Origin of the sequence: Legionella pneumophila subsp. pascullei (assembly GCF_900637585.1) — a bacterium.
GTDB lineage: Bacteria > Pseudomonadota > Gammaproteobacteria > Legionellales > Legionellaceae > Legionella > Legionella pascullei.
Genome location: NZ_LR134380.1, coordinates 2,168,964 through 2,189,848 on the forward strand (window position 1 = coordinate 2,168,964; position 20,885 = coordinate 2,189,848).

A 20,885-nucleotide genomic window follows, 5' to 3' on the forward strand; every position below is an offset into this window, starting at 1 on the left:
TCAATAGTCTAATACACAACCTGTGTAATTAGATACCTCGGAGTACTTCATGCCTTTGAATTTACCGCCTAAATCGTTTAAAGATCTAATGCCTTTAGTGATTGCTTACAATAATGCACCTGAAGATAACAGGATTCAAAAATTATTTTATTTGCAAAAAATCAATTACTTACTGAATAGATCTGAACTAAATGATGATTTGTTCGATTGGATAAACGATGCGGAAGAAGGTGGTTGGTTAAATGGGTTAGCTAAATTTTCACTCAATCCAAACGCGTCTTTTTTTCTAAAAGGAATGCAATTTGCCAAGGCTATTGCTGAAGAAATAAAAAATAAACCTGAAGTCAACAGTTCCGAGACTGACATATACCAACTCATGCAAGAACGTGACAAACTGTTAAAGGAAGCTGAGTTTGAAAAATGCGCTGCTCGTTATATTGAAATTAATTTTCTTCTGAATGAATTAGCCCTAAATGATAAAAAAACAAAAGAAATTGTAGAAAGACAAACAGAAATCCTTAGGCTTGTAGCTCCCAAAATAAAAGCAATAAAGGGAGAATCCATAGACAATTTGCCAGTTATACCTGCTTACCAAACCAAAGAGCTTGGTAAGCATGTGAATAATTTTAACTTCAAATTCACAATGAGCGGATGGGATGCCCCTTTTGTATTTCGTGTTGAAGACAGGCATGAGTTAGGAAAAGAACAAGAGCTTCATTCCTATGGGGTATCCAAGTACTTTATTGAAGATTACTCTGTTTTTATGATGCGATTTAAAGCGGAAGATGGTTCTACTGTGTACAAACCAGTTATCCTCAGTCAATTCGCCAATCAAAATAATTTGGAAGAAATCGCCAAACAGTTAAAAGATGGCAGCCCCAAAAATATCGCACCCCAAATTGGGTATTACTTTGTCCAGTTAACTGACTTTTGTCTAAAGTTAATTGAAACTCATAACTATCACCCTGACATTAAGTTAAATAATTTTCTGGTTCACAACAACAGAGTACTGGTCAGTGACAGGAAAACGTTCACCACCAATGACAATCCTTTAGCCAGTGAAATTCTCACCAGTCCTTTATTTGCCCCGGATGAATTTTTAAAATGTCTACTATTTAACAAAGAAGGCGACCCTGTTGGCTATAATCGCAATGCTCTGTGGAAACGCATGAACATGCCTCAATTCATGGCCTTTCAACTTGGAATGGCTTTAAAACAATTCCTGATTTTAACGCAATTGGACGAGTTGCCAGATAATTTTAGGAATCCGGATCACAGTGCGGTGTCTCATTTCAAAACACCATCCAGACAAATAATCAATCTTTCCCTTCTGGTCCAGGAATTAACCCGCCTTGATCCTGATAAACGAATGACCATTAAACAATTCCAGAATTTGCTTAACTTCAGAAACTTACCGCCTGATGCCTTTTACCAGAAAGTAGAAGAGGTTTTCCCCTCCTCTCAATTAGGGATCACAGAAGATATAGAGGCTCTTAATAAAGTATTGAATAGCGATTTAAAAGGTGACGCGCTTCTGAAACAAGCTAATCCTCTTTTCACTAAACTATCGAAATATGATCCCAAAGAGACCCGATTAACCCGTCTAGCCGAAAAATTGGCAATTCGATGTTTTAACGACGTGTCAAAACCTTACTTTCAGAAACTGTCTGGTTTAATTGAGTCAGCGATAGAAAAAGATGTTGATGAAATCAGGCAGCTATTAAATCCTCAATCCAATAGGGAAGGATTTTTAAAGAACGCCAGTCCCATTTTTATGAAACTCTTTGAAAGACAGCCTGAGGCACCCCAATTAACAGAGATGGCAAAACAATTAGCGTCTCAATGTTTTGATGAATCTTCAAAAAACTATTTTACACGTCAACTGCCTTTATTGATTGACGAAGAATTATTAAACAAGGATTGGGAGCAAGCCCCTTGGTATAGAAAAGCGCTGCATTGGTTGAGTTTTGGATATTTCAGGGTCGATAGAGTGACAGAGATTAACTCATTGAAAATACCGGAAAATGCAAAGGGTAAAGAATTTCAGACTTATTTTTCGCAACTCTTATTTTTACCCACTGAAGAAATCAAAAATATGTTTAACTCCAAAGACAGTCAAACAGCCGATTTTCTTCTTGGTTATATCGAAAAGGAAAGAGAAAGAAGAGAAATGGAAATTCCCTCAGTCAAGATTCCTGTTGATTTAAAAGGAGAAGAGTTTCAGATGCACTTCCCGCAGCTTGAATTTTTACCTTCCAAGGATTTTGAGAGCATTGGTGAAAAAGAAGGTGAACATCTTGAATGTTTTATCTTTGCCAATCTACAAGAAATACTCTCGCATAATCACAGTAATTCATCAGAAAAAAATAGTAGTAGCGAACCCACTGACAGCGAAAGTGAAATACATTTAAATGCAGGTAACGCAGCAGGAACAATTATAATTGCGGACGAACCAAACCCTACTGAAGTGAAACCTCAGAAGCAAGACAATGATGGAATAAAACAAAATAATTCAGCCAAGGAAAGTAGTCCTGAAGGAAAAGTTTCAACTCCAGAAGTTGATGAGCATCCTAAAAAGAAGACAAAAGATAATACTCCCAAACCTAAAACCAAGGGTTCTGTACACTTCTTTGATGAGAGTAAAAAATCTAAACCAAGGGAGAAAGAAAATGCTTCTCCTGCTGTTGATGAAATGCCCTCTACGAAGAGAAAAAATGTCTGCAGGATAGATAGTGTTAGATCCACTCTTTTCAGAGGAGATGGCAGCCATAGGCAGAAAATCAAAGAACAAAGACCCAGGTTATCCGAAATAGCTTGGGAGCCACCAAAACCTAATCTACAATAACTGACGAGAATCGCCTGTTAAATCTCTTTGTGGCTGCCCTGAATATCCAGGGCAGCCAGGAATAAATGTCATCGTGGGTTTGAAACTCCATTTTTCCTTCAAGGTAAAAAATTATACAGAATTTTTAACAACAGCATAAAACTCTGTCTATATTTATAGAAAAGGGTACACAAAAATCAGAGTCAAAATAATGACTTATTTTTGACTAGGAAATAATAAGAATAACTAGAAATTTAAAGGAAAACATTGAATAGGAAAAGCATTTTTATAAATATGGAAATAAGTCTAATTGATACTATAAGGAAATAGGCAATGGACGTAGGCCAAAAGATAAGGATTCTAAAACGTTATTTAAAAGAAAAAAGTATCTCTCCAGAGGACGTCAATCTAAATGATCAAGATCTAACGGCCTATGTCGGGCTGGATAAGCTATTAGATTATATTTCTATACATAACAATGGATTGTTTGATTTCGCAACATTGGAATCTGATGAAAAGCAATGGAAACAATACGTGGATATACTTAACTATTCCGCAACATACTCCCCCGGCTCTCCGCCTGCTTTAATCAATACTAGTGAACGCAAAGCTCAATTTGGTTTGCAATATTGGCTAAATACGAGAACGATTGAGGCACTGCCAAGAGACAACTATTATACTCGGACAGTCACCTTATCCATAGAAGAAGATGAAGAGTTTGACAAGCTGATTACAGAAAGCAGATCTAAACTGTATGCAATAACACAAACTTTTCCAGAAGCCGGTTCTTTTAACCCAGCCAATATTAATCAGGTGAACAACCGAATCTCTTCGATTAAGGAAAAACTGGATACTTTAACAGGCAATAGTCCTCAAATAACTATTTTACAAAAAAAACTCAACGTACTAACAGATTTAAACAAAATTAATCAACTCCAGAGACTCAATATTCCCAAGGACAATGGTTCTAGCCTGAGTTATTGTACTCTCGCAGTGACTATTGAAGGAGTTACAGAGAAAATATCTTTAATAACACTTGCCAAAGTGAAAGAACAATTGGGGCATCTCTGCGCTCAAAATGAGCTTGATTTGGATAGTTATAGTGAGTCAAGAGAACAATATTATAAACTTGATACACAAGGCATACTTAAATTACCCAAACGTGGCGATATAAAAGAAGTACAACGTGAAGCCATGGCTCTTAACATCTCGAGACTAATGGGTTTGGATACTACTTCTTCAACAACAGTGACCTATAATGGTCATCCCGCCTTGTTTATTCCTTTTGATAACATCAATCTCTTGAATGAATTCTCTTCAGGTAAAATTTTTAAAGCAGGCATGGGATTAAGTGGACAAAGTTACACCCATTACTCCACAATTAAACCATTAGGTGAAGGAATCCAGGCAGATCTTTATATCAAGGATTTCGGTAATGCTCTGGCATTACTTTATTTATGTTGCGATACAGATGCCATAGGTGGATATTGTAAAAACAAAGCATTAAGAAACTATATTAGTCTCTATATTTTTGATCAGGTCTTTACGGATACTGACAAATTTATCCTTGATTCACGAATTAGTCTTCAACCCAATCAGTTCATTATGAAGCACACCCGACATGGTCAAGGGAGAAACAGAACCTTAATAGAGGATTCTTCTATAGTGACCAAATACGCCAGTATCATGCAACTGAAAGAGTTAAAGCGCATTATTACCCAATACTGTGATCATATTTCCTGGTTACATCATAATCGTACTCAAACCATTAAAATACAATTACAAGGAGAACTTGCAAATGATGAACGCGTCCGTTTAACTGAAGAATTAAACGATGTTGAAATTTTGGAAAAGGACGCTGAACAAATAAAAAGACAAATTCTAATTCGCATCAATAACATAGCTGAAGTGCTACCTCAAACGACAGGAATCGTTGGCTTCGATGTCATTCGACAATGTTTAATTCTGGAGAAATTGTTGCATAACCCGGCTCTCTACTCTGATGATGGAAGACCTTATAAAAATCCTTGGACAACACGGCAAAGGAATACAGCACAAACGATCAATGACTTACAAAATGGAAAATTACAAATTACTTTTAAATTCAATATCCCAGAAGAGATGGTCGATTTTATCAAACGCCGTGGTGGTGGAGATTCCCTGACGATGACATCGCCTAAAGTCATAACGATTAGCAAAGTCGATCTGGATAGCCTTAGGGAAAATATGCTACATCCTGAACATTCACCTGAATTGTCTCTTAATACTGATTATTTAGATGATAAAGACCTATGTATTATAAAAATGGCTTATCGCATAGGTAATAGAACCAAAATCTTAAATACTATTGCAGAATACCGTATCCTTATGAATAATGGAAAAGTAAGCTCCCATGACAAAATGGAATGTCTTGCCCAAACCGAAGCGAAAATCAAAGCACTGATAGAAATGGCAAATGACAAAGGACTGGGTATGCACATTCTTAAAAAATTCTATTTCGATGCGCAACAGCAACTCCAAAAATTAATTAATCCAGAAGTGATGCCCCATGATATTAGCCAAGCCTTTGCAGCAGCTCTTAAACTGGACAGAGTATCAGAATTCAATAAGGTTGTGAGAGAGGCTATTGTCCAAAATAAAGTAACTGACCCTCAATTTATAATCTTCTTGTCAGACTGCATCAAAAAAGAAGTTCTTGCTACAAATTATAAAGAAGCACAAAAAGAAAGCAGAGCATTATCTCTTGAGGCTCAGCGCATTATAAATCATTTAAAATCGCCTGTAGTCCCTTTGATCGTTCAATTGGGCGGACAAATACATTCACAGGCTGGATTAGCAGATACAAATACGGTAACCAATCTTGAAGATGAATTACAACCCGATCGTGAGAAGCCAGATACCGTGTCAATGACTACTTTGAACTTACATGGGGTTGTTACTAAAGAAGAAATAACTAAAAATGGAATGACAGTAACAGTTTAACAGATGACTTTTAAAACTCTCTGGGAAGCAGCAAATGAAAAGAGAGATGTTTAAACTTGGAATGATGGAGTGACTATGCCAGTACATGAAAGGCGTCAACATTTTCGTATTGATGATCATATCTATTTTGATTATCGAATTCTTGCACCGGGTGAATTTTGTTCTGATATGGAAATCACCAATCAATTATTAGGTGAAAATGGGCAAAAGTACATGGAAGCAGCGCAATATTTTCAGGGCATTGATTATGAGCTGGCTGAGCTCACTCAGGTAATGGCAGTGAAAGAACCTGCTCTGGCTCATTATCTTAATCTTTTGAATGCCAAAATTGATTATCTATCTCGACAAATGTTAATGGCGAGTAAAGTTCAACTGCGTAAAGTCAACATCAGCCTGGGCGGTATGGCATTTAAAACAACAGAGCAGATTAAAGAAAAAACCAATATAAAAATCATCCTATACACGAAACCTAAAATGATACCTATTATTGTTGATGCCGTAGTAGTTTATAGTCAATATCAAAATGAGACGCATTATCGCACAGCGGTGACTTTCTGTAATTTGACCAGTGAGCAAGAGCAGTTACTCTCACAACATATTTTACAAGCCCAAATAAAAAGCCGCGCTGACTAAGATGGGAATGCTGTAGATTGGAACTGTTTTTTCTAGGATAATGAACCTTCAAATTAAAATAAAGAGGTTATATCCATGAGCAGAACAGTATTTTGCTGCAAATTAAAACAAGAAGCAGAAGGCTTGGAAAAACAACCCTTTCCTGGTGAGTTGGGTGAAAAAATTTTTAATGAAGTATCAAAACAAGCATGGAATATGTGGCTTTCCCATCAAACCATGTTAATCAATGAATACCGCCTGAATTTGATTGAAGCCAGGGCTCGTGAGTTTTTGAAAGAAGAAATGCAAAAATATTTTTTTGGCGAAGGTTCAGAAAAACCCTCTGGCTATAAAGAATTAAAATAAAGGATTAATTTATGTTTCATGACTTGTTGGAAGTTAACGAAGAAGTACTGGATGCCATTAATGATAAAAAACCGGTTGTTGCCCTTGAATCAACCATTATCTCTCATGGAATGCCCTATCCCGATAATTTAACTACAGCAATTGAAGTTGAAAATATTATTCGTAAACAGGGCGCCATTCCAGCTACTATAGCGATGTATCAAGGGAAAATCCGCATTGGTTTAACCAAAGAGATTATGGAACATCTCGCCCTTCAAAAAGAGGTAGTAAAAGCCTCTCGCAGAGACATTTCCTTTGTTTTATCCCGTAAAATCACTGCCAGCACTACAGTAGCAGCAACCATGTTTTGCGCCAATATCGCCAACCTCCCCTTATTTGTCACTGGCGGTATAGGCGGCGTTCATCAAGACGTGACAATGAGTTTTGATATTTCAGCCGACCTTATAGAACTATCCAATACACCAGTTACTGTGGTTTGTTCTGGCGCAAAATCGATTCTCGACTTACCAAAAACGTTGGAAGTTCTTGAAACGTTTGGGATACCAGTCATAGGTTATGCCACAGATGAATTCCCTGCTTTTTACAGCAGATCGAGTGGAATACCGGTCCCACAACGCTTGGATTCTGTTGAAGAAGTAGCAAATCTGATGTCATTTCAACAGAAATTGAACATGAAAAACGGAATAGTGATCGCAAACCCTATCCCGGAATCAGCCGAATTATCCGATGAGGAAATAACCCCATACATTAAACAGGCTCATAAAGAAGCCAAGCACATAAGTGGAAAATCATTGACGCCCTTCTTGTTAAAACGTATTGCTGAGTTAACTGCGGGCAAGAGCCTGGAAGCTAATATTGAGCTTATCAAAAGCAACGCGTCACTAGGTGCAGAAATCGCCATAGCCTACCAAAAAAAATTATTTTCAAAAAAAACCTAATCAACACTTGACTCAAAGTCCATCTCGGAGTTTAATAGCAAGCCTTGAGTGGCCAGATAGCTCAGTCGGTAGAGCAGAGGACTGAAAATCCTCGTGTCGGCAGTTCGATTCTGCCTCTGGCCACCATTAGAATCAATGAGTTACGTAAAAATCCAAAAAATTCAAATTTTCCATGTAGACGCAATGGGCTCTTTCGGCTCTTCCCCATTTCCGGGGGCACTAATCAAGAACACAAAACTTTAACCCTTAACCTGTAATTTTCAAAATTTCTAAACCCATAAGCACGCCGTTGAATCAGTTTCATCTTACAATGAAATCCTTCAGTGATGCCATTGGTCACTCTGCCCTAATAAATGCTTGCATCTCTTAATGACAATTTCTTGATATTTCTTTAGATAGCTTTCTTCGTCACTAACCAAATTAAGTTTGATTTCCTCTTGCAAAGCAGTTGTTAGTTTGCCAATTATATATTTTAAACGTTTAGCTACTAATGACCTTGGCAACTGACATGTATCTGCAAAATCAGCCAACTGATAAGCATTAATATTATCTCCATCAAATTCATCTCCCAATGCCATCGCCAAAGCATGCCCAAACTCAGGATACATTTTTATATTAACCAAATCATAAAACGGTGCCAGTGAGATACCGTTAGCCCCAACAAAGAAACTGATATTTTTACCGTGAGCGTCACAATTAAATATCAAAACATTAAATAAAACCCAGTCGAGTATTTGTTGCTTGGTTTTGGCAGGATTGACACATTGATTGGAAAAATCAAACAGCTTGGGCAAGCTGACTCCATCTCTAATATGAGCCACATCTCTGTTATTTCCAAAATTTTGCTCATATTTATATTCGGGAGGTAAATTCAATGCCTGACAACCGTCTATTAAATGGCGCCTCACCACATTAGTGGTAACCCATTTCCTATCAAAACGCTCCACTAATAAAGCAGGATGCTGACCAAAACGCTTCATCTGGGTATCGGCTACATTCAATCCACAGCGTTTAGCGAGCCGCATACTAAGGAATTCATTTAAAACCAAATAAGATAGTTTTTGGGTTTCAAATTTAAGAATATGGGTAGAACACAAGCTACCCTCTCCAAAACCAAGTTGCCCTTCTTTATTTAACACCACATTAATTTTATCCTGTACACCAGCAACCGAAAGACGTGGTTTGCCATCCCAAACGATTAAATCATAGGGATCGCGATGATTTAAACGCTCTTCTAATTCTTCATCAGTTATTAATCGAAAATTAGCATGATTAGGAATTGCTTGATTTGATGGTAATATCACTAATGATCCAGGTGTATCCAACCCTAAAGCTTGTATAAGTCCAAATGTATTGTATTTACTTAAATGAAAAATATTAACCAGTACTTCCAAGGGATTTCCTTCAGGTAATAAATTTCGCAGAAATCGTTGCACATTTAATGGTGGAATAGCTTCATGCAAAAGCAGGTGTGGAGAAATAGGATATCCTGTCTGTTGCCAACTGTCATGATAACTCCAATACAGCTGATCCTCGATAAGCGTGATATTGGCTATTTGACGTTCTCCGAGATAAACATCCAGGACTGGCTTATCTCCAGTCATTTTCATCCTCACCATTATCCATCCAAGGTTTTATGTAAAGAGTTATCCCTAAACCAGAACAAATTTGTAATACACTTGCCAATTGACAGTTCGATTGCCCGTGCTCGATTTTCATAAAGGTTTCTTTGGCAACACCACATAAAGCAGCCGCATCTTCTAACCGCAAATCGCTTTGTGTTCGACGTGCTTTAATAACCTCCCCTAACAATTCTGCGGTTAACGGCTGTTGCAGATCAGGAGTCTTTAATTTTTTAATTTGTTTAGCCATATAATCCTACTATGGTAGACTTAATATAAGATTTCGATTTAATTTACTAATTAATCCCATTATAGTAGGATTTAATTTAAAAATACAGTAATAACCAATTAAAATCCTAGTAAAATAGGATTATATTTAAAGATAATAGGTACTTCTTTAATCAACGTCCTTCAAGATCTCTGCAACACCTATCATCTGCCGCATCCAATAATCCGAAATCCTTTGCATAGGTTTTCTAAGTCGCTCCACATCGCGAATGCCATATCCTGGCGTTACATACGAACAATATCTTCTTTCCATTGACAGAATGTTTTTCCAAGAGCTGCCAATATTTGATTTCTGAATGCTAACGATATACAATATGTACGATTTTAACTCATATGCCGATTAAATTGTACCCTGTCATCATTAAGCCCAAATCCTTACGTTTTTTTAATCTCTTTTTTATTTCTTTAGTCCTCTCTTCCTGTTTATTCGCTAATGCCAGAGCAGCAGGTATCGAACGTTATGACTTTGGGGATATGGCCTCAAAGGTAACTAAAGCCTGAGATCAAGATGTCGCGCTTTATGTTGCCAGACGTTTTGCGGCAGAAAATGGTTTTGATGAAAAGGAGATTACGGTCAAAAAATTAGAAGCAGGAGCTACCAACCATTTTATATATTTGATGTTTATCAATAACCAAATAAAATTTATTCTCAAAGGCCTGGGAACGGAAAAAGAGGCAGAGGCATTGTTTGCTTTACAAAATTACTCAAAAATTCCTGATATTCAAAATAATCCACAAGCCACGATTGTGACATTAAGTAAAATCATTAATTCATATAAAGTTAAGAATGATTCGAGGACTTATTTCTTTGCCATTTTAGAAGCAGCGCAAGGAAAAGAATTATTTAAGATAATGACTTATGAATTACTACAACATAAAGATATTAACACCTTAAAAGATGTTTTTTATCGAATAGGGCAACAGACTGGTGAATTACATAAAACAATTATCGGGAGTGATCAATTTATCACGCCAAAAGATTTAGTGACTGTTATTCATGATGATTTTCACCCTGAAAATACGTTTTATAATCTTGAAACTAATATCTTCTCTTTAATTGATAATGAAAGCATGGGCGAGAGTATTTCCGCTCATTTACCCATTATTAGAGAGTTATATGGGTTTTATGAAGTTCCTATTATTCGCTGGCCCTCAGAAAAAATAACTGTAGATCTCTTAAAGGATGCTGATCCTCATGATATAGCCAGTATCTATTACGACTTTGTTCTCGGTATGGCCTCGGTGTATCAAGACCACCAAGATGCAAAACGAGTGTTAGTTGAGGCTATTATTGATTTAAATAATATGGCCATTGCCTTTCTGAAGGATAGATATTCTGAGCCATGGATGCTTAACCCAAGCGATAAACATGAAGCACATATTGTGTGGGGCAAATTAGCAAAAGTCGACACTAATCCACAACTAGCAGAACTCTATATCACTAAATTAATCATTATTAATAATGACTTGCAATCACTTGCAGGCTTTAAACACTAGCAGAGGGTGTGAGCTTATTTTAGATTATTTACTTTTGGTTTTAAGAAACTGCATATTCCCGCTTACATAATCTACTTATCTGTTTATTTAAAGTATATCGCTGTTTCATATATCTTTGCTCATTGTTAAAAACACCTTGGCAAAAGATAAACCATCCGGTTAACTTCTAAATCCCACAAGAAATTTGACAAACTATAAACAGACTTATCCACAGAAAATGTGGATAACCTAAACGAAATTAGGGGTATTAAAAAATGATATCAACCAGACCCAATAAGGGTTGTTATAGTTTACTGATTAATCACTTATGATTTGGTAAAATAAGATATCCACAGACAACGGATAAAGGAAAATATTTTTGACCCAGTCATCTTATACAAATAAAAAATAAAAAAACAGTCTTGACTCGAACTATTTTTACTATTTATTTTGACCCGCTTCTTGATTAAACTTTTTGCTTAAGCAATAACTCTCCTGCATTAGTGAGTTTTTTAAATTTGGAACTATAGCCATCTTGTCTGGAATATCTAAAATAACGAACAAGTCTATGCCTGATAAATAGACAAACTAATATTATGTGGAGATGGTTTGTTCAGGTGTTTTAAAATCGGCAACGTATCCATTCTTCTTTGGACTGCAAATCTCTAATAATTTTGGCATGGTTACTTAATATTAGTGTCCAGCTTTTCGAGGAAGGATCAGTCTGAGATGTTATGACTTAACGCATCACACAGTTTAAAGATAGAAAAATTTGCGAGTTACCCAATTCAATTCAAGCTATTGTCGAAATTAGCAGGATGCAACTACTAAAATATCAATATACTCAGACAGATCAATTTCTTCCAGATTATACGGGTTTGTTTTCCAAATTTCTTTTAATGAATTTTTATAGGTATCCGTATATTCAATAATGCGGCTTCCCTTTTTATTTAGATCACTTTCAGTATAAAAAACATCTCTATCCGCTTTTTCTTCTATCCACATTCTGTAAGGCACTCCACCACTTTGTGATGCTGTGCATAAATCAGTGTATGTTGTGATAGTTTGAAAATTCTTTAAATAGCGTTTTAATTCATGACGATAAGTTTCAACTCTTCCCATCATGCAAGAATCTATATCTAAATTTTTTAGTGATATATCTTTTAATTCCAAATCATTTTCAAGGATATCTACCAACTCCTCAGCATCGCGTCCCGCAATTAATTGCTTATGAATATCACCCTGCCCGTTAATAAGTATGGAATCACCATGACTTAATCGAGATAATAAGTATTTAATATTATCTGGTTCATAAAGATTGATTATTGGTTGATTATAATTTCTTTTCCTGGCTTCGTTTAAAACCAGATTAAATTTTTCCGAATCAGGGGCATAGATAAATCTAACATCTTGACCATATATTTTTGTTAAAAGTGGGCCAGAATCTGCACCTGAAGTTATCTCATGATTAACTTGTTCCACATATTCATTACTATAACAATAAAGCTCAATTACATGAGTTCGATTTGATTTAAAAAATTTAGCCCTGGACATACTATCTTTTAATAATTGCTAAAAATATGTCATTTTAGCATTTAAGAATTATGATTTTATTAACTTATCTATCAAAAAAATGCATTTATCTCGGTGTAGGGCAAAATTTCATGTGCCAACTGTTGTTTATTTTTTTCAGTAGGCAAATTTTCCGATAATTTTTCTAAACTCAGCAGTTTTTATTGCAAAGTTGCTGAGTTTATCGTGAATAAAATCAAGGTGGTATTTGAAGAAGCTGGCTAATGGATCTTTGTGGTTTTATAGTTATCCACTTAATTTAGCGTTTATTTGCCTATCCCTTCTCTATGTTATGAGTACTGACAAAGCGATAGCTATAAAAGCGAGCATTTTTCTAATCGTAGAGAAAGATTATTCTCATGCGCTTGAAATCTTGATTAAATGGAGCGAGGATTATAAAAATATCCTCACTTAAGCTAAAAAAATGAATTCATATGCTGCCAAAATTGTCCCGGTAGAAGAGCACATTGCCCAGACCACCTCCCCACAATTTATGTCTGTATTTTTATTGGTTCAAATTTTAAGCATATCAATTGGTGTGGTCTTTCTTTTTGTTGCATTTTATATGCTTCGTCCAAGAAAAAAAGACCAAATGCTCATCCAGGATCAGTTTTTACTTTATTTAATCTTGGGGCTTTTTTTCATTTTTTCCCCTTTCCTGCTCGAATATTTTAGGTAATTAGCAATCGTAGGTCGAGCCAAGACCCGACCTACGATTGCTACAATAAATCAGAGAGGATTGCAGTTGTGAATACGTTCTTTCAGTTCCTCGGGAATATTAGTATTAATGTTTATTCCTTGATTTTTAACAAAAAAGGCACATTGGTTTAATAAAGATGGAACCTCTGGATTTCCACCTCCAAGCTCTCTAATGAGATTAGATATTTTTGCTGAATGTGAAGGATCAATTTCTTTGCCATTTTTATCAACCAAAGTAATTGTTTGTATGTTGGGAAATACTGCTCGAAGTGCCTGTCGTTGCTCTCTTGACATGCTATTGACAGTATCATAGCTTAAAGAAATAGTTTGAATATGTGCAAACGAATCCTTAAGCCACTCTAAACAAGAAAGGGATATTTTATGTAAGGGGTTAAAGCACAAATTAAGTGAAGTCACGTGTTGGGGGGTAACAAAAGAGACATGTGTTAATCCAAGTCCATTGCTACTCAAATCAAGCGAAGTCACACCCGGAGGCATAGAGTCGGCAATCTTTAATAAATCACTATAACTTTTTGAACCCAGAAAATTATTACTCAAATCAAGAGTGGTTACACCTTCAGGGATAGAGATAAAAACTTGTGCCACATTGGTGTCAGTTAATGTTATCTTATAAATCATAATTAAAACCTCATTAATAATGCAAATTAATTAAACTAATTGAGTATTTTATAAGATAAGTGTTTATAATTAAAATTAATTGATTATATATCTGACATATAAATTTCTTATATGTTCCACGATAAAGTGAGATTTGGTACGTTTGCTAAAAAAATTTGCTGACAAGATCTGTCCAATTTGTACTAATTGAATATTTTATATTAGGATACTTAACACGTGTTTATGGGGCTGCGTTAAATGGGTCTAAACCAATCTATATGACTGATAAAAATTATTTTTCTGCCAATATTACTGTTCCAGGTACTGTATAAGGGGTAGAAATAGCTTTGACGGGAATAGGAGTAAAGCCTATTTGCTGCAGCATGATTTTGTACTCATCTGACGTTTTAAAAACTTCCGCATCAAATCCATCCGCAAAAATATAGCTGTATTCCCAAGTCAGGCAAAGATCATAGCAAAGCTCTTTAAAACCTTCACAAATAGCAACATGACCTTTCCTTTTTAAAGCATGATAAGCCATATTTAATAATTTCCTTTTTCTGGAATTATCCCAGTCCCACAAAACACGCACGAATAAAATTAAATCAAATCCTGTAGGAAACTGTTCCTCGTTAATAAAATCACCAGCAAATACACTAATGCGATTCTGTAATCCCATTGCTTCTATGTTTTTTTGAGCTATTTTTGCTGATTCGGGTAAATTGTAAACAGTAATTTTTAAATGCGGATAGGCCTGAGCCAGTGTACAAGCAATAGTGCCATCACCGCCCCCAACATCCAACACGGAGCGATATTTATTGAAATCAAGATAAGCCAATAAAGTTTGTATAAGTGGTGTTGCTGTTTTTGTCATCCATGTTTCAAGGAAACTGGCTTCATCCGCATTTTTCGGTGGCCAGGAAACATTGAACTTTGGATCAGTAAAACGCAATATATTGCTTAATTTTTCGTTTGCCATCCTCTGCCAATAAAAATCATAATATTGTTTAAATCCCCAATATCCATCTCCTAACATCAATTGGCTTTTTGCCAATTGATACCCTACTTGCGAACCGACTGTAATCTTTTTTAAAAAATTTTCACAACAAAGTAAATGTAACCATTTTTTTGCTCGAACAGGTTTCAGTTCAAGCGTTTCCATAATGTCATTTTCCAATAAATAAGGTTTACCGTGGAATAAACGAAACAAATCAAGATCAAACATAGACTCCAGCAGTTTCATTCTCACTCCCCCTGCAAGGAGTCCATAAAAATACTGACGCGCTTCAATATAATTCTCAGGATTATTTGACTCTTCACTTTGTGTAACAATCACTGGCTCAGGCAATTTGGCATAGATCATATGATGATTAAAGCCCAACTCTGCAAAAATTGGGTTTCTGTCAACATAAGTAATATAACCTTGCTTTTGTAAATAGGAGACGAGTTTTTCGACCCGATTATCAATATCATGAACTTCGATGCTCAATTGTTTAATAAACGAAAACTGCTCTGGCTTGATGCTGTGTATTACATCAAACTCGGCACCTTCTACATCAATTTTTAGTAAATCGATATGAGTGATCTGTTTTTTTTCAATAAAACGCCCTAATGAAATCAGGTGGCATCTCACTTTAGTTTCTAATGTCTGGTGTTTATAGTTTTTTTTAATGAGATAATTCCGCAAAAAAGGCAAATATTTTAATTGATAATAAAGTGGTTTATTTTGAAAAGAAGAAAGCTTTAACAATGTTTCATAGTTTAACAATGGTTGATAATTGGAGATGATTTTATCCGTTGGTTTGTAAGTGGCAGTAACGGAGCTTTCCCCAAAGAGAGTAAAATCGATACTACAATCTTTTGGAACGTTTCCTATCCCGGCATTGTAAACATGCACGTTATGCTTAAACCTCACCAAATTCTTTTTTAAACACTTAAAAGTAGCAGGGATAGGCTCAAAACTATAAATTTCAGTATCATAATTACATTGTTTTAAAGCAAATAAGGAAAAAATACCAATATTCGCCCCGACATCAAAAACAACTGACCCGGCACTTAAAGTAAGAAAATCCGACAAATAACTCTTTTGATGGAAAATCTCATAAATCAAACCACTGACTTCAAATTCATTAATAAAATACAAATCTCCAATACTAAATCGTTTTCGTGAAATGTCATCAGGCATTGATTTTTGTCCCTTTAATCAAAATATTTTGTCAATCCAACCAGAATCAAGCGATTTCCAGTGTGGGGTTTTTTCCCATGCAAGCAGGAATAATTATCAACTATCATCACATCCCCTGGTTGCCAGGTTGTTGATACAGTATTTTTTTGTATTGCAGAGTTGATGCAATCTGTTTCTTGTTTCGATATAGGTTCGCCATCGCCATAAAAAGCAATATAAGGATGAAAGTATTTGTGTAACAAGATAAAACGAATAAAAGGACTAGTGATCTTGCTTTTGATGTAATCGCTGGTTCCATTATAATAATGATTAGCATGGTTACTTTGATTAAACCAGACTAATTTTCCGCTGATCGGATGATTTCTGCACGCAGGAAGCAGTTGTTCGGTGATTAGCCCATTTCCCTGAATCCATCGAAATTGCGTCCCCATTTGCTGAAGCATCACTTCCACTTTACTTTTATCATCGGTTTGGAATCGTTCCATCCATGTCATGCACCCAGAATTTTTACCTATTGAACGAATCATTTTGTATTGTATTCCGGTACCGTAATAATGCCTTCGATATAATATCCCCTTAGACTGCAATTTTTTTTGCAAAAACGTTGGCAAAGAAAACCATACCTTGTTTCCATCAGCCAATGCAGTAGCTCCACCTGTTTCCGGAGCATGAATGCAGTTAAAAAAAATGTGGCTGGGAAAATCCTGGTCATATGATTTTTCATTATGTAAAGCAAGATTAAAACTTGGATGGATATTTATCGAAGTATAAATATTTTCTCTAATTTTTGTTCGAGGAATCGGGCAAAAATCATAAGAATAATTTGGCCCCAAATCGCTTGACTGGATCACTTCTAAAAATTGCTCAGCCGTATTAACAAGAAACCCACGCAAGATAATGGCGCCATATTTTAGGAGTTTCTCCTTAAATATGGTATTTTCTTCTTTAAGAAATTGCTTTAAAACAGGAACATTACCTTCTAATTTAGCTTGAGGCTGAATAATTAAAGGTAATTTTTGGTGGTTCAAAAAAGCATAGCTAAGTTGATGATAGGCCATAAAATTTCTCACTCACAATCCGGAGGCGTACTATCAAACTTTCAGAGTGTAGGTTCTTCCTGATTCTATAAGTGGCTCTCTCTTTTTCACCTATATTACAAAAATTACCACATCATCTTTGATGAATAGTTATATTAAATAGTATAGGCAGTGCTCACGGCATGCAATGAAAATCCAAAAGATTTTGCCAAAGAAGCCTCTACTGAATCACCCAACTCATCTCTTGATGACATCGATTTGAACTTTAATAACCTTTAACCTTGACGAGAACCCATTGCAATGCGATAAGTAATTGAATTACGCTGAAAATAATTCATGCCTGCACTACCTTTATAATAGAATATCCCGGCAAGTTTTAAGCTATAATTTTCTTAGGTATTTTAATCTTCCTGATGACTGCCAATCAAAAATTAGTCCAGGCTATCGCTTGATTAAAATCCCTTTTAGGAGCATCACCACTTTATATGGGCTCGCTCATAGCTCATAATTTATAGTGTCAGGATAGCACCCCAGGAAAAAGGAGTAATATGTCTTTTTTTCACCTCTTAATAAAAAGAATTAATCACTTGGTTAAACGAATCTATGAGAGGAATTATAATTCAGTAACTCCCAATCAACTGATATGGCAGCATATTCAAGACTACGAGAAACAGTTTCAAAAAAATCAAGAAGCCATCTATTATTCCAAAGAAATACTGGAAGATCTTATCAATAAAAGACTGAGAGCAATATTACTTCATGCAAAATCAAAGTCTCCCTGGTATAAAAAAACACTGGCAAAAATCAACATAGAGAACTTTACCAGAGAACGATTAGACGAACTCCCTACTATAAATAAAACCATTTTAATGGAAAATTGGGATGCAATTGTCACTGATCCCAAGCTTTCATTAAACCTGGTTGAAAAACATCTGAGTAAAAAAAATGATAGCATTGATACATTATATCTATTCTCCCGCTATCAGGTCGTGTCAACAGGAGGAAGTAGCGGGAAACGAGGCGTATTTATTTATGATTGGGATGAATGGATTGCATTTCATACGGCATTTATCCGCTACCCACTTTACAATTATGAACGCACGCAAATAGTAACCGCAAAGCTAAACACAGACTCAAGAATTGTCAGCCTGTTTGTAACAAACACGGCAATTGCGGCCTACTCTTTAGCAAAAACCTTTGGGCGACGTGATGAAAATATGTATTTTCTGCCTATGGCTGTAACACCATTAAACATAGTGATTACACGTCTGAATCAAATTCAACCTGATATTTTATCTGCTGGTCCTTCCTATATTCATAAAGTATGTCAACTAGTTCAAAAAAGACAACTAAAAATTGAGCCCAAAATTCTTTTTGTCGGAGGAGAGCCACTTTTCGAGCAGACCCTGACTTTAATCAAAGAAACTTGGCCTAATGTGGATATTTTTAATGTATTTGGTTGTACTGAGGGAATGGTTGGCCTAAATTGCCGGGCGAATGTGGATGAGATGCATTTGAATGATGATCAATGCATTATTGAGCCTCTGGATGAACAAAATCGCCCTGTTGACAAAGGAATCATGGTTTCCAAGATGTATATAACTAACTTATATAATTACACTTTACCATTGATCCGCTATGAAAATTCGGATGAAATATTATTTTTAAATAAAACCTGTGATTGCGGCATCCAACATCAGCTTATACAAACTCCTAAAGGTCGGCCTGGATGTGATTTTAATTATCCTGGTAATATTTTTGTACATCATTCGCTTTTCTTAGGAGCACTTTTGCCAGAAAAAAATATTCAGGAATATCAGGTCGAACAAACAATCGATGGGGCTAATATCAGGGTTGTAACCACCGGTTTTATAAACAAGAGCCAATTGCAAAAGAATATACGCTTACGATTAAGCAAGGTGGGCTTGATGGATGCCCAAATAAATATCACTGAGGTACCTGAAATTAAATATTTGTATTCGGGTAAGCTGAATCGTTTTATACCATTGAACTCCACTGCTGAATCCCAGTGACAGGAATTATTTTCTGTATGGTAAAACACCAGGATAAAAATTCTGTTAGCGGCTACTCCCTGATGTACTGAGGTTTGTTCGTGATAGAACCTCGCATAATTCGGATACCAAGATCTGTTTGGCCCAATCCCATCCGCATCATTCTGGCTGAGGAGGGGTGTAACACCGTCTCGAAGCCTTTTGAGATGTCCTTCGAGACGTGGCTTTCGCCACTCCTCAGGCCGAACGAAACCAAAAATGACAGTTTAACAAAACCCTAATTTTCATCATAGCTACGCAAAACCAGGTGGGTGTTACTGCCTCCTGCACCATAGCTGGAAACACCGGCCAAATAGTGTTTTTTTACTTCAGGGAAATCTTGAAATTCAGTGGCAATGTATATAGGAGAGTCTTCCAACATAAAATCTGGATTAGGAGTTTCAAAATTAATTGAAGGAACAATAGCCTTATTTTTGAGCATAAGTACTGTTTTAATGATTGACGCCATGCCGGACACGATGCCTGTATGACCCAGGTTACTTATTACTGAACTTATTGGACAGCTGTGTGTCTTTTTAACGTCTTTAAATGCTTTTTTCAGGGCATATATTTCTGTTGCATCACCCAGTTTGGTTGAGGAACCATGAACTGCAATATAATCCAGATCATCCGGCTCAACCCCTGCGTTTTTCCAAGCGGACTGCAAGCAAGTATATTGGCCATGAACCCCAGGCGCCATAAATCCTTCTTTTGAAGAATTACCATCATTATTCATCGCCGATCCGATAATCACGGCATGGATTAGATCATTATCTGCAATGGCATCTTCAAGCCGCTTTAAAACAACCAATCCAGCACCATTTGAGTATAAAGTGCCGCAGGCAGAAGCATCAAAAGAATGGCAATGGCCGTCAGAGGAAAATAAGCCATTCTCTTCATAAAGATATCCAACTTCCTGAGGTATATCGATTAAACACGCACCTGCAATTGCCATATCACATTGATAACTATTTAACTCTCTACAACTTTGGATGACCGCGGTTAAAGAAGAAGAGCAGGCTGTATATAAATCAATGGAACTTCCTTGAAACCCAAATTGATATGAAATATAAGGTGCGATTACTTTGGAATAATACCTTTCTATCGCTTTTTGAGTATCAATTGCCTGGTAGTACGCTGCTCCCAGGAAATGAGAGGCTGGCTGGTTATTTGCGCCAATATAAACAGCCGTATTTTTGGTGTAATTATTCGAGTGATTTGCCTGGCTTCTCATAGTACTCAAAGCACGATAAGTTAAATGGGACATCGCTTTGCCTTGAATACCCAACAATTCAAAATTTTTGCTGGTATTTTCAAACGGAGGGATATCAAATGATTCCAAGTCATCTAATATCCCTCTGTAGGGTTTGTAATTGGGATTGGCGATTAATTGCTCTGCAATACCTGAACGCTGTAATTGCTCAGCAGAAAATTTACTGACAGCTTCTTTACCAAACCTCAATAGATCCCAATACTCGTCCAGATCATTGGCTCCAGGAAATTTTACAGCCATGCCTACAATAGCAATTTTGTTTGAGTGGTTATTGGCATTCATAATTTATGGCTCCATTTCTTTGGCCGCACTAAACATTTAATAAACACTACCCAGACGACA

General features: G+C 36.2%; 13 protein-coding genes, 1 tRNA gene and 2 pseudogenes. 8 read left to right on the top strand and 8 right to left on the bottom strand.

What is annotated here, in order from left to right; genetic code table 11:
• Positions 1-49 precede the first annotated feature (49 nt).
• From EL201_RS09870 to EL201_RS09895, 6 genes are all read left to right on the top strand, one after another.
• Positions 50-2,845, top strand: coding sequence for a protein kinase family protein (locus EL201_RS09870; protein ID WP_027222101.1), 2,796 nt, complete (start codon positions 50-52; stop codon positions 2,843-2,845).
• Between the two features lie 312 nt (positions 2,846-3,157).
• On the top strand, positions 3,158-5,806 hold the full coding sequence (locus EL201_RS09875; RefSeq protein ID WP_027222102.1) for a hypothetical protein: 2,649 nt from the start codon (positions 3,158-3,160) through the stop codon (positions 5,804-5,806).
• Positions 5,807-5,881: 75 nt separating this feature from the next.
• On the top strand, positions 5,882-6,439 hold the full coding sequence (locus EL201_RS09880) for a PilZ domain-containing protein (protein ID WP_027222103.1): 558 nt from the start codon (positions 5,882-5,884) through the stop codon (positions 6,437-6,439).
• A gap of 75 nt (positions 6,440-6,514) precedes the next feature.
• Positions 6,515-6,784 (top strand): oxidative damage protection protein, encoded by a 270-nt coding sequence (locus EL201_RS09885; RefSeq protein WP_027222104.1) that lies wholly within the window; start codon positions 6,515-6,517, stop codon positions 6,782-6,784.
• 11 nt (positions 6,785-6,795) lie between these two features.
• Complete coding sequence (locus EL201_RS09890; RefSeq protein WP_027222105.1) at positions 6,796-7,722, top strand: pseudouridine-5'-phosphate glycosidase; 927 nt, start codon at positions 6,796-6,798, stop codon at positions 7,720-7,722.
• 50 nt (positions 7,723-7,772) lie between these two features.
• Positions 7,773-7,848, top strand: a tRNA-Phe gene (locus tag EL201_RS09895).
• A gap of 97 nt (positions 7,849-7,945) precedes the next feature.
• On the opposite strand, the pseudogene EL201_RS09900 reads toward EL201_RS09895, so the two are convergent.
• From EL201_RS09900 to EL201_RS09910, 3 genes and pseudogenes are all read right to left on the bottom strand, one after another.
• Positions 7,946-8,056: pseudogene (locus EL201_RS09900) on the bottom strand (transposase); the annotation flags it as partial.
• Positions 8,043-9,326 (bottom strand): HipA domain-containing protein, encoded by a 1,284-nt coding sequence (locus tag EL201_RS09905; protein WP_027222106.1) that lies wholly within the window; start codon positions 9,324-9,326, stop codon positions 8,043-8,045. The gene EL201_RS09905 and the pseudogene EL201_RS09900, both read right to left, overlap by 14 nt.
• On the bottom strand, positions 9,313-9,594 hold the full coding sequence (locus tag EL201_RS09910; RefSeq protein WP_027222107.1) for a helix-turn-helix domain-containing protein: 282 nt from the start codon (positions 9,592-9,594) through the stop codon (positions 9,313-9,315). Before EL201_RS09910 ends, EL201_RS09905 begins: the two co-directional genes overlap by 14 nt.
• Positions 9,595-9,977: 383 nt before the next feature.
• Here EL201_RS09910 and EL201_RS09915 point away from each other — a divergent pair.
• Positions 9,978-11,129: pseudogene (locus EL201_RS09915) on the top strand (serine kinase).
• 789 nt (positions 11,130-11,918) lie between these two features.
• Here EL201_RS09915 and EL201_RS09920 read toward each other — a convergent pair.
• The 4 genes from EL201_RS09920 to EL201_RS09940 form a co-directional block, all read right to left on the bottom strand.
• Positions 11,919-12,590: a hypothetical protein gene (locus tag EL201_RS09920; RefSeq protein WP_231955041.1), complete on the bottom strand. Its 672-nt coding sequence runs from the start codon at positions 12,588-12,590 to the stop codon at positions 11,919-11,921.
• A gap of 819 nt (positions 12,591-13,409) precedes the next feature.
• Positions 13,410-14,018, bottom strand: coding sequence for a hypothetical protein (locus EL201_RS09930; protein WP_027222110.1), 609 nt, complete (start codon positions 14,016-14,018; stop codon positions 13,410-13,412).
• Positions 14,019-14,289: 271 nt separating this feature from the next.
• Positions 14,290-16,182, bottom strand: a complete 1,893-nt coding sequence (locus tag EL201_RS09935) for an FkbM family methyltransferase (RefSeq protein ID WP_027222111.1) — start codon at positions 16,180-16,182, stop codon at positions 14,290-14,292.
• A 14-nt stretch (positions 16,183-16,196) separates the two neighbouring features.
• Complete coding sequence (locus EL201_RS09940; RefSeq protein WP_027222112.1) at positions 16,197-17,240, bottom strand: TauD/TfdA family dioxygenase; 1,044 nt, start codon at positions 17,238-17,240, stop codon at positions 16,197-16,199.
• A 527-nt stretch (positions 17,241-17,767) separates the two neighbouring features.
• Here EL201_RS09940 and EL201_RS09945 point away from each other — a divergent pair.
• Positions 17,768-19,252 carry a phenylacetate--CoA ligase family protein gene (locus EL201_RS09945; protein ID WP_027222113.1) on the top strand — a complete coding sequence of 495 codons (1,485 nt, stop codon included), beginning with the start codon at positions 17,768-17,770 and terminating at the stop codon, positions 19,250-19,252.
• A 256-nt stretch (positions 19,253-19,508) separates the two neighbouring features.
• Here EL201_RS09945 and EL201_RS09950 read toward each other — a convergent pair whose 3' ends face one another.
• Positions 19,509-20,825 carry a beta-ketoacyl synthase N-terminal-like domain-containing protein gene (locus tag EL201_RS09950; protein ID WP_027222114.1) on the bottom strand — a complete coding sequence of 439 codons (1,317 nt, stop codon included), beginning with the start codon at positions 20,823-20,825 and terminating at the stop codon, positions 19,509-19,511.
• Positions 20,826-20,885 lie beyond the last annotated feature (60 nt).